This is a genomic window from Jatrophihabitans sp. sgz311053, from assembly GCF_056135305.1.
On sequence record NZ_JBWAXP010000002.1, the window covers coordinates 681,210 to 696,888 of the forward strand.

Annotated in this window: 13 protein-coding genes; 6 read left to right on the top strand and 7 right to left on the bottom strand. The window is 73.5% G+C overall.

Translation table 11 applies throughout. The features are described from left to right. Window positions 1-9: 9 nt before the first annotated feature. Window positions 10-1,650: a phytoene desaturase family protein gene (locus tag AC0NZQ_RS12120; protein ID WP_474530095.1), complete on the bottom strand. Its 1,641-nt coding sequence runs from the start codon at window positions 1,648-1,650 to the stop codon at window positions 10-12. Window positions 1,651-1,698: 48 nt separating this feature from the next. Between AC0NZQ_RS12120 and AC0NZQ_RS12125 the strand changes: the two genes are divergently transcribed. Together AC0NZQ_RS12125 and AC0NZQ_RS12130 are read left to right on the top strand one after the other, a co-directional pair. Beyond that, window positions 1,699-2,664, top strand: coding sequence for an SDR family NAD(P)-dependent oxidoreductase (locus tag AC0NZQ_RS12125; RefSeq protein WP_474530096.1), 966 nt, complete (start codon window positions 1,699-1,701; stop codon window positions 2,662-2,664). Between the two features lie 46 nt (window positions 2,665-2,710). Next, on the top strand, window positions 2,711-4,156 hold the full coding sequence (locus AC0NZQ_RS12130) for a flavin-containing monooxygenase (RefSeq protein ID WP_474530097.1): 1,446 nt from the start codon (window positions 2,711-2,713) through the stop codon (window positions 4,154-4,156). Window positions 4,157-4,182: 26 nt separating this feature from the next. On the opposite strand, the gene AC0NZQ_RS12135 is transcribed toward AC0NZQ_RS12130, so the two are convergent. Continuing rightward, window positions 4,183-4,980: an alpha/beta fold hydrolase gene (locus AC0NZQ_RS12135; RefSeq protein WP_474530098.1), complete on the bottom strand. Its 798-nt coding sequence runs from the start codon at window positions 4,978-4,980 to the stop codon at window positions 4,183-4,185. After that, window positions 4,950-6,512, bottom strand: a complete 1,563-nt coding sequence (locus AC0NZQ_RS12140; protein WP_474530099.1) for an MFS transporter — start codon at window positions 6,510-6,512, stop codon at window positions 4,950-4,952. The genes AC0NZQ_RS12135 and AC0NZQ_RS12140 overlap by 31 nt, the downstream gene beginning before the upstream one ends. 60 nt (window positions 6,513-6,572) lie before the next feature. On the opposite strand from AC0NZQ_RS12140, the gene AC0NZQ_RS12145 reads away from it, so the two are divergent. Then, complete coding sequence (locus tag AC0NZQ_RS12145; protein WP_474530100.1) at window positions 6,573-7,169, top strand: TetR/AcrR family transcriptional regulator; 597 nt, start codon at window positions 6,573-6,575, stop codon at window positions 7,167-7,169. A 3-nt stretch (window positions 7,170-7,172) separates the two neighbouring features. Here the strand turns inward: AC0NZQ_RS12145 and AC0NZQ_RS12150 are convergent, their stop codons facing one another. From AC0NZQ_RS12150 to AC0NZQ_RS12165, 4 genes are read right to left on the bottom strand one after another with little or no spacing between them, the layout of a single operon-like run. Further along, on the bottom strand, window positions 7,173-8,201 hold the full coding sequence (locus AC0NZQ_RS12150; RefSeq protein ID WP_474530101.1) for a hemolysin family protein: 1,029 nt from the start codon (window positions 8,199-8,201) through the stop codon (window positions 7,173-7,175). Next, complete coding sequence (locus AC0NZQ_RS12155) at window positions 8,198-9,589, bottom strand: hemolysin family protein (RefSeq protein ID WP_474530102.1); 1,392 nt, start codon at window positions 9,587-9,589, stop codon at window positions 8,198-8,200. The genes AC0NZQ_RS12150 and AC0NZQ_RS12155 overlap by 4 nt, the downstream gene beginning before the upstream one ends. Before the next feature lie 10 nt (window positions 9,590-9,599). Beyond that, window positions 9,600-11,636 carry a 4-alpha-glucanotransferase gene (gene malQ / locus AC0NZQ_RS12160; RefSeq protein ID WP_474530103.1) on the bottom strand — a complete coding sequence of 679 codons (2,037 nt, stop codon included), beginning with the start codon at window positions 11,634-11,636 and terminating at the stop codon, window positions 9,600-9,602. A gap of 26 nt (window positions 11,637-11,662) precedes the next feature. Then, a complete protein-coding gene (locus AC0NZQ_RS12165; RefSeq protein ID WP_474530104.1) occupies window positions 11,663-12,868 on the bottom strand; it encodes an MFS transporter in 1,206 nt (401 codons plus the stop codon). Window positions 12,869-12,926: 58 nt separating this feature from the next. Here AC0NZQ_RS12165 and AC0NZQ_RS12170 point away from each other — a divergent pair, with 58 nt between their 5' ends. From AC0NZQ_RS12170 to AC0NZQ_RS12180, 3 genes are all read left to right on the top strand, one after another. Then, on the top strand, window positions 12,927-14,048 hold the full coding sequence (locus AC0NZQ_RS12170; protein WP_474530105.1) for an ROK family protein: 1,122 nt from the start codon (window positions 12,927-12,929) through the stop codon (window positions 14,046-14,048). 43 nt (window positions 14,049-14,091) lie between these two features. After that, entirely contained in the window at window positions 14,092-14,523 is a 432-nt protein-coding gene (locus tag AC0NZQ_RS12175) for a DUF2867 domain-containing protein (RefSeq protein ID WP_474530106.1), read from the top strand. A gap of 138 nt (window positions 14,524-14,661) precedes the next feature. Further along, window positions 14,662-15,642 (top strand): helix-turn-helix transcriptional regulator, encoded by a 981-nt coding sequence (locus tag AC0NZQ_RS12180; protein WP_474530107.1) that lies wholly within the window; start codon window positions 14,662-14,664, stop codon window positions 15,640-15,642. Window positions 15,643-15,679: the final 37 nt, after the last annotated feature.

The following is a 15,679-nucleotide window of genomic DNA, read 5'->3' on the forward strand; positions in this document are numbered from 1 at the left end:
CACCGCGTCTCAGCGACGTCCGGCATGCGAGACGGTGTGCAGCTCCGGCTGCGGTGGGCGCCCCTGGATGCGCTGTAGCAGCGACCGGCGGGCGGCGTGGCGGATGCGGCCCACCGCGCCGTCACGGTGCAGCGCCAGCCAGGCCGCGTTCCCGCCGCAGGCGCCGTGCACGCCGGGGCCGGGATGCGCCGAGGAGCCGGAGAGGTAGAGGCGGTCGATCGGGGTGTCCGGGCCGGAGAGGCCCGGTACCGGACGGAAGATCAGCTGCTGGTGCAGCTGCGCCGTGCCGCCACCGACCGCGCCGCGGACGAGGTTGGCATTGGCCTGCTGCAGGTCGGCCGGGGACTGCACGTGACGCCCGGCCACCAGGTCGCCGAAGCCAGGCGCGTGCCGTTCCACGGTCTGCTCCACCAGCGCGACGTGCTCGGCGATCTGGTCGGCGGTGTACTCGCGGCCGCGGGGCAGGTGCGTGTAGGCCCACGCCGACTCGGTTCCGGCGGGGGAGCGGGTCGGGTCCGCCGTCGTCATCTGTCCGAAGAGCAGGAAGGGTTGGCGGGGGGTGCGCTTGGTGGCCAGGTCGGCGGCGTAGTCGGTGAGGCCGTCGAGGTCCACGCCGAGATGCACCGTGCCGGCGCCCCGCACGTCGGGATCCTGCCAGGGGATCGGTTCGCGCACCGCCCAGTCGATCTTGAGCGTGGGGGCGTCCCACTCGAAGTTGTCGAGGTCCCCGGTGAAGCGGGTGGGCAGGTGCTCGGTGCCGACCAGCTCGCGGAAGAGCGCGGGTGCCGCGACATCGGCCAGCACGGCCCGCCGGGCGGCGATCCGCTCGCCGGAGGCCAGTGTCACCCCGACGGCCGCGCCGCCCGCGACGTCCACCCGCTCGACGGGGGCGCTGAGCCGTACCTCGCCGCCGGCGGCGGCGAGCCGCGCGACCAGGGCGTCGACCAGGGCGCCCGCGCCGCCCACGGGGACGGGGAAGCCGTGGCTGGCGCCGAGCATGCAGAGCAGCCAGCCGTAGATCGCGCTGCCGGCGCCGTCGGGGGAGAGATCGGCGTGCAGTGCGTTGCCGGCGAAGAGCAGCGGTCCGCCCTCGCCGGCGAAGGTCTCCTGCCCGAAGCGCCGCACCGGCAGCAGGGCGAAGCGGGCCAGCCGGGTCAGCTCGGCCAGGTCGCTGCGCCGGAGCAGCCCGGCGAGGTTGCGGACGGGCGGGAAGGGGCGCAGCAGGCAGTCGATGACCGAGGGACCGAGCCGGTCCCACTGCGCCACCAGGGCGCGCCAGGCATCGCCGTCGCCGGGGCGGAAGCGGTCCAAGGACTCCGCGGTGTGGTCCCGGTCGCGGTACAGCGTCACCGACCGGCCGTCCGGCAGCAGGTGCGACAGGACTGCCGGCGCGTGGGACCAGCGCAGCCCGTGGTCGCCGAGCTCGAGATCGGCCAGCACCGGCGAGGCGCCGGCGAGGGGGTAGAAGGCGCTGAAGAGGTCGGTGCGGTAGCCGGGGGCGGTCACCTCCGCGGTGGCCACCGCGCCGCCGGGCCGGTCGGCGGCCTCGCAGACCACGACGTCCCACCCGGCGTCGGCGAGCAGGTTCGCCGCGACCAGCCCGTTGTGGCCGGCGCCGATGACAATCGCGTCCTTCGTTTCCCGGACCATGCCTCATCCTCGTGTCAGTCGGTGGTGCCGCGGGGGCACCTCGTCGTCATGAGCCGTGCTCGCTCCGACGACGTCCCTGACAGCGACCTACCCGCGGACGGCGCTGCGTCACCGTCGGGACGGGTCACCCTCATCGTCGGCGGCACCAGCGGCATCGGTCTCGCGACCGCGCGGGAGCTCGCCGGACGGGGCGACCGCCTCGTCCTCGCCGCGCGGGAGGGGGCGGCCTTCGACGCGGCGCGGGCGGCGGTGACGGCCGCCGGCGGCGTCTCGGTGAGCACCGTGCCGGTGGACGTCCTCGACCGCGCCGCGGTGGCCCGGCTGGTCGAGGAGGTGCTGGCCCGCCACGGCCGGATCGATGCGGTGATCTCCACCGCCGCGGTCATGGCGTACGGGACGCTGGAGACGGTCCCCGCCGACGTCTTCGAAGCGGTGGTGGACACCGCGATCCACGGCACGGCCAATCTGGCGCGGGCGGTGCTGCCGGTGATGCGGCGCCAGCACCACGGGGTCTTGGTCGTGATCAACTCGCTGCTCGGTGCCGTCACGGTGCCGCAGATGGGTGCCTACGCCGTCTCGAAGTGGGGACAGCGGGCCGTGGTGCGGACGTTGCAGCAGGAGCTCCGCGACGAACCGGAGGTCCATGTCTGCCCGGCCAGCCCCGGCAGCATCAACACCCCCATCTACTACCAGGCCTGGAACCGCACCGGTCGGATGGCACGCCCGCCGGTCCCGGTACTGCAGCCCGCGGTGACGGCGCGGGTGCTGGCCGACCTGCTCGACCGCCCCCGGTTGCACGTCACCGTGCGCATCGGCCCGGCCAACCCGGTGATCATCGCCGGTTACCGGCTGCTGCCGCGCCTCTACGACGCCATCGTGGGGCCGCTGTTCCGGCTCGGCGCGCTGACCCGGCGCGGTGATGCGCCGGCCGACAACGTCCACCGACCGGGCGCCGCAGCAGGAGCGGGAGTACGGCCGCTGGCCCGACCGTCCACGGTGACAGTACTGCTGTAACCAAGGGCATACCGCAAGGTAGGTCGGGTGCACTAGCGTCCCTTCGATGCGCGTGGTCATCGTGGGTGCCGGCTTCGGCGGGATCGCCGCCGCCATCGAACTGACGTCCCACGGGACCGACGACGTGGTGCTGCTCGAGGCCGCCGACGAGCTCGGCGGGACGTGGCACTACAACACCTATCCCGGTGCGGCCTGCGACGTGCCGTCCCACCTCTACAGCTACTCGTTCGCGCAGCGCAGCGAATGGTCGCGCTTCTGCTCGCCGCAGTCGGAGATCCTGGGCTACCTGCGCGATGTCGCGGACCGCTACGACATCACCCGCCGGGTCGTCACCGGCAGCGTTGTCACCGACTGCGCCTTCGACGACGCTACCGCCACCTGGACCGTCCGCACCGAGGCGGGCACCGAGTACCGCTGCGACGCGGTCGTCATCGCCGTCGGGCAGCTCAACCAGCCGGCCCTGCCCCGCATCCCGGGTCTGGAGTCGTTCGCGGGCCACAGCTTCCACTCCGCCCGCTGGGACCATGACTACGACCTCGCCGGCAAGCGGGTCGCCGTCGTCGGCACCGGCGCGAGCGCGGTGCAGTTCGTGCCGCCGGTGGCCGAGGCGGCAGGGCACACCACCGTCTTCCAGCGCACCGGCAACTGGTTCCTGCCGCGCAAGAACCACGGCTACGCCGAGCCGATCAGCTCGCTGTTCCGGCGGCTGCCGCTGGTCCGCTCGATCTACCGATGGCTGATGTTCGAGTACACCGAGCTGCTCACGCTGATGATCCGGCACCCGCGCAGCGTCGGTCGGCTCGGCTGGCTCTGGTCGACGCTCTTCATGCGGATGCAGTTGCCGGACCCCGAGGTCCGGCGGAAGGTCTGGCCGGACTACCGCTTCGGCTGCAAGCGCATCCTCTTCAGCTCCTACTGGCTGCCCACACTGCAGCGCCCCGACGTCAGCGTCGTCACCGAGTCCATCACGGAGATGACACCGGCCGGGCCGCGAACCGCCGACGGCACCGTGCACGAGGTGGACTGCATCGTCTACGGCACCGGGTTCCGGACCACCGCCTTCATGCTGCCCATGCAGGTCACCGGCCGCGGTGGCCGGCGGCTCGAGGAGGTCTGGGGAGATGCGCCGCACGCCCACCTGGGGCTGTCGGTGCCGGGCTTCCCTTCGTTGTTCGTGATGTACGGCCCGAACACCAACACCTCGGGTGGGTCGATCATCCATTTCCTCGAGGCGCAGGCGGGTTACGTCCGGCGGGTACTGCAGCTCGCCGGCCGGGAGCGGGCGGCGCTGGACATCCGTCCCGAGGTCGAGACGCGCAGCGACCGTGAGGTGCAGGGCGGTTTCGCCGGGACGGCCTGGCTCGAGTGCGACTCGTGGTACCGCGACGAGTCCGGGCGCATCGTCACGAACTGGCCGGGGTACATGCGCGACTACGCCCGCCGTGCCGCCGACGTCCGCCTCGCCGACTACGAGCGGGTCGCCGCCGGCTGAGCCCGGGTCGAGCCGGCTGAGCCGGTTCAGCCGGCCAGGAAGTCGGCGATGGCCACGGCGAGATCGGGGTTGCCGACCACGCGGACGTGGTCGCCCGGCAGTTCGCGGTACTCGGCCGCGGCGAGGACGGCGGCGAGCGCGCGACCGTCGGCGGGGTCGTCGTCGTCGCCCATGAGGACCAGCGTGGGGGTGGTGACCTCGGCGATCCGAGCTGCCGGGGTGCCGATCGACGAGGCGAGCAGGAGGCGCAACGCCTGCTGCTCGTCCTCGCTCTTGCGCTGCCACTGTCGGGTGAACCAGGCGCGGACGGGGTCGTCGGGCGGGCCGTCGGCGGCGAGCACTCGCCGGGCGAAACTGGTGCGGGCCTCGCCGGCGACCTGCTCCAGCGCCTGCAGCCCCTGACCGCCGATGACGGCGCGGCGCAGCGGCACGCCGCGCACCAGCATGCGCAGCACGGTCCGCCCGCCGAGCGAGTAGCCGGCGGCGTCGAGCTCGTGACGCGCCGGGTCGATGCCGAGGTGGTCGAGCAGCGTCAGCATGTCCGCCACCAGGACATCCGGCGGATAGCCCTCGGGGCCGGCCGGGAGCTCGCTGCGTCCGTGACCGCGCAGGTCCGGGACGATCATCTGGTGCCCCCGGTCGGCGAGCAGGTGGGCATGCCGGTTGCCCACCCAGTTGGCGGTCCCGGAGGAGAAGAAGCCGTGGATCAGCAGCAGCGGCCGTCCCTCGCCGAGGCGGCGGAAGGACAGCCGCGTGCCGTCCATGGCGGTGTAGAACTCCGGCGGGTTGACGGTCACCCCACCGGGGCGGGCTGCTGCGGACACGCTGCCGATTCTTCCGGGTGCGTTGCCACCGGCCGGGCCCGCACCCGGCCGGGGAGCGCGATCGCGGCGAGAGCGCCGAGCCAGCAGACGCCGAACCCGACGATGCAGCCGATGTGGAAGGCGCTCATGAAGGCGTCCTGCACGGCGGTGACGAGGTTGCCGCCGGCCTCCCGCGCGACGGCGAGCGCCGCGCCGACGGACTGCTGCGCCTGCTCCAGCGCCGAGCCCGGCAGCCGGGCCAGATCGGACGAGGCGAGCCGCGAGCTGAAGATCGACGCGTAGACGCTGCCGACCACCGCGACACCCAGGGTGCCGCCCGCCTCGCGGGTCGCGTCGTTGACGGCCGACCCGACACCGGCCTTCGCCGCGGGCAGCACCGACAGGATGGAGTCCGTCGCCGGCACCTGGGTCAGCCCGATGCCCAGGCCCATCAACACCATCTGGCCGGCGATGACCGGGTACCCCATGTCCACCGGCGAGAGGGCGATCCAGCCGAAGGATCCGCCGAGCAGGAACAGTCCGCTCATGACCACGCCGCGGGTACCGAACCGGGCCACCAGCAGTGGTCCGGTGCCGGCGCCGAGGGCGATGCTGCCCGCCACCGGCAGCATGCGCACGCCGGTCTCGAGGGCGCCGTAACCGCGGACGAGCTGAAAGAACTGGGTGACCAGGAAGATGAAACCGAAGAGGGCGAAGAAGGCCACCGTGACCGACATGCTCGCCGCCGAGAAGGCACGCGTCGTGAAGAGCGAGAGATCCAGCATCGGGTGCGGCGCCCGCCGCTCGATCATCGCGAAACCGACGGCCAGCAGGGCGGTGAGGACGAACCCGCCGAGGGTGAGCGGGTCGCTCCAACCGCGGTGCGGCGCCTCGATGATGGTGTAGACGAGGGTGCCGATGGTGGCGCAGGCGGCGAGGACGCCCGGCCCGTCCAGACCGGGGGCGGCCGGATCGCGAGACTCGGGGACGAAGCACACCGCCAGCCCGGCCGTGATCAGCGCCAGCGGGGTGAGGGCGAGGAAGACGCTGCCCCACCAGAAGTGCTCGAGCAGCAGGCCGCCGGTGAGGGGACCGATGGCGACACCCAGCCCGACCACCGCGCCCCAGAGGCCGATGGCCTTGGCCCGCTGGGCGCGGTCGGGGAAGGCGTTGGTGATGATCGACAGCGTCGTCGGGAAGATCGTCGCCGCGAAGCACCCCATCACGAAGCGGGTGGCGATGAGCGGGCCGGCGGAGGTCCACAGCGCCCCGGCGGCGCTGGCGAGGGCGAAGCCCACCAGGCCGACGATGAGCAACGGCCGTCGGCCGAAGCGGTCCCCGAAGCTTCCGGCGCCGAGGACGAGGGCGGCGAAGGCCAGGTTGTAGCCGTCGACGATCCACTGCAGGTCGGTCGTCCCCGCGCCCAGCGTGCGGCTGAGATCGGGCAGCGCGACGTTGACGATCGTCGTGTCCAGGTTGATGGCGAAGGTGGCGAGGCAGGCCACCAGCAGCACGAGGGCGGGCCGGGCGCGGCGCATGTTGACAGTGGTCACATGCACGACTCTGCGCCGAGATGTTGGCGTTGTCAACATTCGGCCTGCGAGAATGTCCGGGTGCCGTACCACCACGGGAATCTCCGGGCCACGCTGATCGAGGCCGCCGTCGAGCTCGCCGCCAAGGACGGGCCGGACGCCGTCGTGCTGCGCGAGGTGGCCCGTCACGTCGGCGTCTCGCACAACGCCGCGTACCGGCACTTCGCCAACCGCGACGAGCTGCTGCGCGCCGTCGCCGGCCGGGCGCACACCCGCTTCGGCGAGCTGATGCGCGACCGCATCGCCGAGGCCGCTCCGGGCCGGCGCGGCAAGCAGGCCTCCTACGACCGGTTCGAGGCCTGCGGTCGTGCCTACGTCGAGTTCGCCACCGAGCAGACCGGCCTGTTCCGGACGCTGCTCGCCTTCCCGTTGGGCGACGTGGCGCCGGACGACGAGTCGACGCCGTGGTCCTACGGGCAGCTCTCCGAGCGGCTCGACGAGCTCGTCACCGTCGGCGCCATCACCCGGCAGCGTCGCGCCAACGCCGAGGTCGCCGCGATGGCGGCGGTGCACGGCTTCGCCATGTTCGTCATCGACGGGCCGTGGGGTGCGGTCTCGGCCGAGCAGCGGGAACGGGATCTGGCCGTCGTGCTGCGGGTGGTCCGCAACGGTGTCTGAGGATCAGGCGGTGTGGGCGGTGTCGGTGACCTCGCCGACGACCTCCTCGACGACGTCCTCCAACGCCACGACACCGATGCTGCGCCCCTCGGAGACGACGTTGCCCATGTGACTGCGGGCGCGGCGCAGCGTCGTCAGCACATCCGGCAGCGGCATGGCGACGTCCACGTCGGGCATGGACCGCAGGTGCCGGGCCGGCATCGCCTCGCCCTCGTCGTGCTCGCCCACCAGCGCGTCCTTGACGTGGACGAAGCCGAGCAGCGTGTCGCCGCTGCGGACCGGGAAACGCGAGAAGCCGGTGGCCGCGGCGGCCTGCTGCACCTGCGCGGCGGTGGTGTCGGGCAGCACGGTGACGACCTCGTCGCGAGGCACCAGCACGTCGCCGGCCGTCCGGTCGCCGAAGGAGAGGGCACTGGTCAGCCGCTGGTGCTGCCCGGCGTCGAGATAGCCCTCGGTGCGGGACTCGGCGAGGATGTCGGCGAGCTCCTCCGGCGTGTAGGCGGCTTTGAGCTCGTCCTGCGGCTGGATGCCCAGCAGCCGCAGCGTGCCGTTGGCCAGGGCGTTGAGGCTGCCGATGAGCAGCCGGGTGACGCGGACGAAGGTGTCCAGCGCCGGCACCAGGATCAGCGCGGCACGCTCCGAGCTCGCCAGCGAGATGTTCTTCGGCACCATCTCACCCAGCACCATGTGCAGCAGCACCACCAGGGCCAGTGCCAGGGCGAAGGCGATGGGGTGGGTGAGCCCGGCGGGGACGTGCAGCAGGTGGAAGAGATCTTCGAAGAGGACGGCCACCGCCGGCTCCGCGACGGCGCCGAGGCCGAGCGAGCAGAGCGTGATGCCGAGCTGCGCGCCGGCCAGCAGCAGCGACAACCGCTTCAAAGCACCCAGCACGCGGACGGCCCGCTTGCTGCCGGCGTCGGCGAGCGGCTCGATCTGCGCCCGTCGCACCGACACCGCCGCGAACTCGGCACCGACGAAGAAGGCGTTGCCCAGCAGCAGGACGACGGCGACGGCCAGGTTGAGCGCGGTCATCGGCCCTCACCGGTGTCGTCCCGGTCGGTCCGGGCGTCGGTCCGGGGGTCGGAGCCGACATCGGAGCTGGCGTCGGGCAGCAGGGTGAGGGTGACCGTGTCGATGCGCTTGTCGTCCACCTCGACGGCGGTGAGCCGCCAGCCCTCGACCTCGACGGCGTCGCCGGGCTGCGCCAGCCGTCCCAGCCGGGCCAGCAGCAGGCCGGCGAGGGTGTCGTAGGGACCCTCCGGGGCGTCGAAGCCGGGTACCAGCTCGGCGGCCTCGTCGATGCGCAGCCGCGCCGGCAGCTCGACGACGTCGGGGGCACGGCGACGGACGGCGTCGTCACCCGGGTCGTCGTGCTCGTCCTGGACGTTGCCGACCAGCTCCTCGACGACGTCCTCCAGGGTGACGATTCCCGCGGTGCCGCCGTACTCGTCCACCACGACGGCCATCTGCAGGCCGGGCTGGCGCAACTGTCCGAGCAGTGGTCCGAGCCGCAGCTGCTCGGGAACCTGCGGGATGGGCGCCACCAGGTCGCGCACCTGCGTGGTGTCCCGTTCGGCGGGCGGCACCCCGATGGCCTTCTTGACGTGCACCACGCCGGCGATGTCGTCCACGTCGCGCAGGCCGTCCACGACGCGCACCACCGGGAAGCGGGAGTGGCCGGACTCGGCGGTGGCGGCGAGCAGGTCGGTGACGGTGGCCGTCTCGTCCAGCTCGACGACGCGGTTGCGCGGCGTCATGACCTCGCCGGCGACCCGTTCGCCGAACTGCAGCGAGCGTGCCAGCAGCTGCGCGGTGGCGCCGGGCAGCGTCCCCTCGGCGGCCGAGGTCCGCACCAGGCTGCCGAGCTCGGAGGCCGAGCGCGCCGAGCGCAGCTCCTCCTGCGGTTCGATCCCCAGCCGCCGGACCACGATGTTGGCCATGCCGTTGCAGGCGGCGATCAGCGGTCGGAACAGCGACGTGAAGGCCGCCATCGGCGCCGCGACCCGGCGGGAGACGGGGGTGGGGCGGGCGATCGCCCAGTTCTTCGGGACCAGCTCGCCCACCACCATCTGCAGCACGGTGGCGATGACCAGGGCGAGGACGACGCCGATCGTCTCGCCCGCGGCCTTGGGCAGGCCGATGCCGGTGAGCGCCGGCTGCAGCAGCTCCGACAGCGACGGCTCGGCGAGGAAGCCCACCACCAGCGTCGTGATGGTGATGCCCAGCTGGGCACCGGAGAGCTGGAACGACAGTGTCCGCACCGCGCGCAGGGCGCGCCCGGCGGCCTTGTCCCCGTGCCGGACGGCGTTCTCCAGCTCCGCCCGGTCGGCGGCGACGAGCGCGAACTCGGCGGCCACGAAGAGCGCGGTGCCGAGGGTGAGGACGACGACCGCGACCACCCCGACGACGGCCAACCCCATCAGCGGTCCCTCACCAGGTCTCGCCGCGCATCACCGCGGCGAGCGCGACGGCACGCGCGTCGGTCGGCAGCTCCTCCAGCAGGACGGGCCGCCCGTCCGGCCCGGAGAGCGGCACCCGCCAGTTCGGGTGCTGCTCCTGCGTGGTGGCGGGTTGGTTCTGGATGCGGCGATCGCCGACGGCGTCGGTGAGCGCGGCGCAGCGCAGCAGCGACGGCGACCGACCGAGCAGGCGGTGCAGGGCCACGACGATCTCCTCCGGTGCCGGGTCCTCGCCCACCAGGCCCCGCTCGCGCAGCACCGCCACCCAGCGCGCCTGCTCGGCGCGGTCGGCGGCCAGCTCCTCGTCGTAGTCGCGGGTCAGCAGCCCCAGCTCGTGACGCAGCCGGACGTGGTCCCCGGCGAGATAGCCCAGGGTGGGCGGCAGATCGTGGGTGGTCACCGAGGCCAGGCACAGTTCCCGCCAGCGCTCGGGTGGCAGCGGCTGGCCGTCCTCGTCGTACTCGAACCAGAGGATCGAGGTGCCGAAGACACCGCGCTCGGCGAGATAGTCGCGCACCCACGGCTCGACGTTGCCGAGATCCTCGCCGATGAGCACGGCGCCGGCGCGAGCCGCCTCGATCATCAGCACGCCCATGATCGCGTCGTGGTCGTAGCGCACGTAGGTGCCGGTGAGCGCCTGCTCGCCTCGTGGGATCCACCACAGCCGGAAGAGGCCGATCACGTGATCGACGCGCAGCCCGCCGCTGTGCCGCAGGGCGGCGGCGAAGAGCTCCCGGAAGGGTGCGTAGGCGAGCTCGGCGAGCCGGTCCGGTCGCCACGGCGGCTGGTTCCAGTCCTGCCCGGTCTGCGAGTACGCATCCGGGGGAGCCCCGACGGTCACCGAGGTGGCGAGCTCGCCCTGCAGGGCCCAGGCGTCCGACCCGGTGGGGTTGACCCCGACGGCGACGTCGTGGACCACGCCGAGCCCCATGCCGGCATCGAGGGCGGCCTGCTGGGCCTGGCCCAACTGCTCGTCCAGCAGCCACTGGGTCCACTCGTGGAAGGCGACCCGCTCGTGGTGGCGCTGGGCGAAGCCGCGTGCGGCGTCGGGATGACGCAGCTGCTCGGGCCAGCGGTCCAGGTCGGCGCCGTAGGTCTCGGTGAGGACGCACCAGGTGGCGAAGTCCCGCAACGCCGTCCCTTCCCGTTCGCGGTAGGCGGCGAAGGCGGCCGCCCGCGCCGGGACGGGCGGTACCGCGTGCAGCCGGGCGAGCGCGGCCCGCTTCGCCGCCCACGCCGTGTCACGGTCGAGCAGGACGTTGCCGCGGTTGCGCAGCTCGTCGCCGAGGGCGTCCAGGGCGTCCCGCTCCGCGGCGGGCAGCTGCGTGTACTCGGCGATGTCGGCGATACGCAGGTAGAGCGGATTGCTGTAGCGCCGGGTCACCGGCGAGTAGGGCGACGGGTTCATCGGCGCCACCACCTCGGCCGCATGCAGCGGATTCACCAGCACGAAGTCGGCGCCCTCGGCGGAGGCCCAGCTGCTCAGGGTGGCGAGGTCGCCGAGGTCGCCGACCCCCCACGACCGGCGGGATCGGGTGCTGTAGAGCTGTGCGGCGAAGCCCCAGGCCGGCCCGCGCTGCAGCCGCGGAGGCAGCGGTACCCGGCGCGGTGGCCGGATGACGGTGCAGGTCGCGTTCCCGGCGCGAAGCCGGTGATAGCCGACGGGCAGGTCGGCCGGCAGGACGACCTCGTTGCCGTCACGCTCGGGTGCCTGCTCGCTGCCGTCCTCCAGGTCGAGGGTGACGTCCAGCTCGGCAGCGCACCGCACCCTGCTGGTATCGCCCTCACGAGCGACCGTGTAGGTCGGCAGCTCCTGGTCGTCCCGGCGCCGCTGCAGCGCGGCCAGGGCCTCGCGACAGGCGCTGTCGTCGGCGACGTCGAGGTCCAGCGCGGCGAGGATGGTGCGCAGGGTCTCGTCCGAGACGGCGACGTGTTCGCCCTGCCAGCCCCACACCTCGGTGTCGACGCCGCAGGCGGCGGCCAGGTCGTGCAGAGGGGAGCCGGTCACTGCGACAGTATCGCCGGTCGCGAAGATCAGCTGAGGACGCGGCGCGGGAATGCGCGCGCCGTGGCCCAGACGAGGACGGCTGCGGCCACCGCGGTCGCCGCCGCCACCAGCGGCAGCAGGCCGAGCTGGCCGCCGCCGACGAGGCGCTCGCCGAGGAAGGCCCCGCTGCCGATCCCGATCTGGAACGCGACCACGTAGAGCGCCGACCCGGCGTCCTGGGCATGGGGCGCGACACGCAGGATGCCCGACTGCAGCGACACGGGGACGGCCGCGAAGCCCATGCCCCAGGCCAGCACCGCGACGACTGTCGCGATCGTCCCCGGCGTCAGTGCGAGCGCCAGCAGCGACACCGCGGCCAGGCCCATGCCCGCGACGAGGACACTGCCCGGCCGGGTGTCGGTGAGGCGCCCGGCCAGCAGGTTGCCGGCGAAGCCGGACGCGCCGAAGCCGAGCAGCAGCGCGCTGAGACCGAAGCCGCTCAGCCCGCCGGAGCGTTCGACCAGTGGCGCGATGTAGGTGTAGGCCGCGAAGTGTCCGATGACGACGACGAGGGTGACGGCACAGACGGCGGCCACCGGACGCTCTCCGATGAGGACCAGTGAGCTGCGGATGCGGGCCATCGGGCGGACGCGCTCGACGGCCAGGGACCGCAGCGCCGGCAGCAGCCGCAGCAGCGCGATGGTCGCCCCGGCGCCGGCGAGACCGAGGACGGCCAAGGGCGTCCGCCAGCCGGCGAGCTGCCCCAGCGCCGTGCCGAGCGGGACGCCGGCGACCAGCGCGATCGAGTTGCCGACGAAGACGATGGACATCGCCTTGCCGGCCTGGCCGGGCGGCGCGAGGCGGCCGGCGACCGGCCCGAGCGCGGACCAGAAGACGCCGTGGGCCAGGGCGGCGACGAGGCGGGAGGCGGCGAGGATGGCGAAGGTGGGGGCGACGGCTGCGAGCAGCTGCGAGACTGTGAAGACAGCCAGGCAGCCGGCGATGAGACGTCGCCGGGACATCCCGAGGCTCAGCGCGGTGAAGGGGATGGCGGTGAGGCCGGCGACGGCGGCGTAGGTCGTGAGCAGTAGCCCGACCTGCGCCTCGGAGACCGACAGGCCGTGGGCGATCTCCGGGAGGAGCCCTACGGGCAGCGTCTCGGCGGTGACGTAGGCGAAGGAGCCGAAACCGAGCGCGGCGAGCGGGGCGATGCGGAACCGGGACTCGGTACGGTCGGGCAGGACTGCGGTCACTGCTGCGAATATACTCGCGATCAGAGTTAATTACAGACCCCGAGGGAGGTCGAGGCGCGTGACCATCTCACCGCGCGCCGCCGACGTCCTGCGGGTGGTGCACGACACCCCCGGAATCACGCGGGCCGAGGCGGCTCGCACGGTCGGTATCGGCACCGGTGCGGCGGCCGAGGTGGTGGCGCAACTCACGGCGGCGTGCTTGGTGGCCGAGGCGCCGGCCGCGCCGACCGGCGGTCGCGGACGGCCGACGACCGTGCTGACGCCGCATGCGCAGGGCCCGCTCGTGCTCGCCGTTTCGATCACCCACGAGCAGTGGCTGCTCCGCGCCGTGGCCCTCGGTGGCGGCTGCGTCGCGGAGGCGAGCGCCGACCACACCGGCCGCGACGGGCGCGAGGTGCTCGCCGACATCGCCGCCGCCGTCGCCCGGCTGCGGCGCCGCTTCCCCCGCCGGTGCCGGGCCGTCGCCGTCGCCGCGCCGGGCACCGTGACCGGCACCTGCCTGCGGCACGCGACGAACAGCAGCTGGCGCGAGCTCGAGCTGCGCACGATCTGGCCCCGTGCCGACGTCTTCGTCGCCGGAAACGACGCGACCCTCGCGGCGGCGGCCGAGTCCGCGCGCGGGGCGGCGGTCGGTGCCGAGGTGGCGCTGCACATCCGGGTCCAGGCCGGTATCGGCGGCGCCGTGGTCGACCGCGGTCGCGTCCTCACCGGCGCGCACGGCTTCGGTGGCGAGTTCGGCCACCTGCCGCTGGGGGATCCGGCGGTTCGCTGCGCCTGCGGAGCGAGCGGCTGCTGGGGCACCCTCGTGGACGGTTCGGCGTTGGCCCGGCTGCTCGGTCGCGGTGAGCCGCGTGACCCGGTCGCCTTCACCAGCCGCGCCGTCCAAGCCGCGGCGAGCGACCCGGCGGCACGCGCCGCCGTCGCGCAGGTGGTCCGCGAGCTCGGCCGGGGCATCGCGGGACTGGTCAACGCCATCGACCCCGATGTCGTCACCTTCGGCGGCAGCGCGGTGGAGTTGGTCCAGACTGTGCCCGACGAGCTCGCCGCTGCCGTCGGCGCCGGGCTGATGCTGGTGCGACGCGACGATCCGCCGCCGCTGCTTCCCGCCGCGCTGGGGGAGGACGGCCCGGTGATCGGCGCGGCCGAGCTGGGGTGGCAGGAGCTCTGGAGTCGTCTCTGAGCACGGCCGTCGGCACAATGGCGGTGATCTCGAGGGGGAGCCCGTGACCGTGACCACGACCCACCAGGTTCGACGCAGCGACTATGTCGACGCGATGACCTTGACGCTCACCGCGCCCACCGACCGTCCCGCGATCGAGTGGGCGCGCGCGATCATCGAGCACTCCCCGCTGTGGCTGCGGTACGGGCTCCCGCCGGGCTGGCGCCTGGTCGGTATGCGGCTCGCCCCTACCCACGCACCGGACCACGTCCACGGCTGGCCCGTGCTGGTGGATCGCCCGGACGAGGTGGTCCTGGGCGCACCGTCCCGGCTCGGCTTCGACATGCGCCTGTCGGTGCAGGTAACGGGGAGCACCGTCCGGTTCGGCACCGCCGTCCGCCACGAGACCGGACTGTCGCGACGGCTGTGGTCGGTGCTGGGCCTGCCGCACCGGGTGACAGTCGCGCTCATGATGCGCCACGCCGCCGCCGGCTGACCCGCGCCGGGACGGGCTCTGCCCCTCGCTGCGTCGCCACCCCGCACCTCGGGACCGGCTCGACGGCGTGCGAATCCGCTGACGCCGTCAGGCCATCAGGCACGTTTGGTTCCTCTTGCGTCACTAGCCTTCGACACCATGGCCCAGACGTCAGCACGACTCCTCAAGCTGCTCTCGCTGCTGCAGACGCCGCGCGAATGGCCGGGCCCCGAACTCGCGCGCCGGCTGGAGGTGAGCACGCGGACCGTGCGCAACGACGTCGAGCGGCTGCGGAGCCTCGGCTATCCGGTGGCGGCGACCCGCGGGGCGATCGGGGGATACCGCCTCTCGGCCGGGACGGCGATGCCGCCGCTGCTGCTCGACGACGACGAGGCCGTGGCGGTCGCGCTGAGCCTGCGCACCGCGGCGGGAGGAGCGGTGAGCGGGATCGAGGAGACGGCGTTGCAGGCGCTGACGAAGCTGCAGCAGGTGCTGCCGCAGCGGCTGGCGCGCCGCGTCGATGCCGTCCAATCCTTCACGGTGCGGGTCGAGCACCGGACCTCACGCCCGCAGCCGGTGCTGGACGGCGCCGCGCTCGGCGTCATGACCGCCGCCGCCCGCGATCGTGAGGTGCTGCGCTTCGCGTACTCCGACCACTCCGGCGCGGCGACGCAGCGGCGGGTCGAGCCGTATCGGGTCGTCAACTGGGGGAGGCGCTGGTACCTCGTCGCCTTCGACGTCGACCGCGACGACTGGCGCACCTTCCGGGTGGACCGCATCGACGACCTGCGCTCGGTCGGCCACCGGTTCACGCTCCGGCAGCTGCCGGCCGAGGACGTCGCGGCCTGGGTGGCGAGCAAGACCAGGTCGGTGATGCAGCCCTTCCGGGCCTCGGTGATCGTCTCCGCGGGCGCCGAGCAGGTGACCGCGCGGATGGGCGGCTGGGCCGAGGGCGGGGTGGAACCGCTGCCCGACGACCGCTGCCGGCTCACGATGGGGGCGCGCTCGGCACGTGACCTGGCCAGCTGGCTCACCCTGCTGGACGCCGACTTCGAGGTCGACCGGAGCGCGCCGGGCGGGGACGACCTGGCCGCTGCCATGCGGACGCTGTCCGCGCGGTTGGCCACGGCGGCCTCCTGACCGCGGTTTGCACCTCGCGCGGTCGCTATCGCGCGCC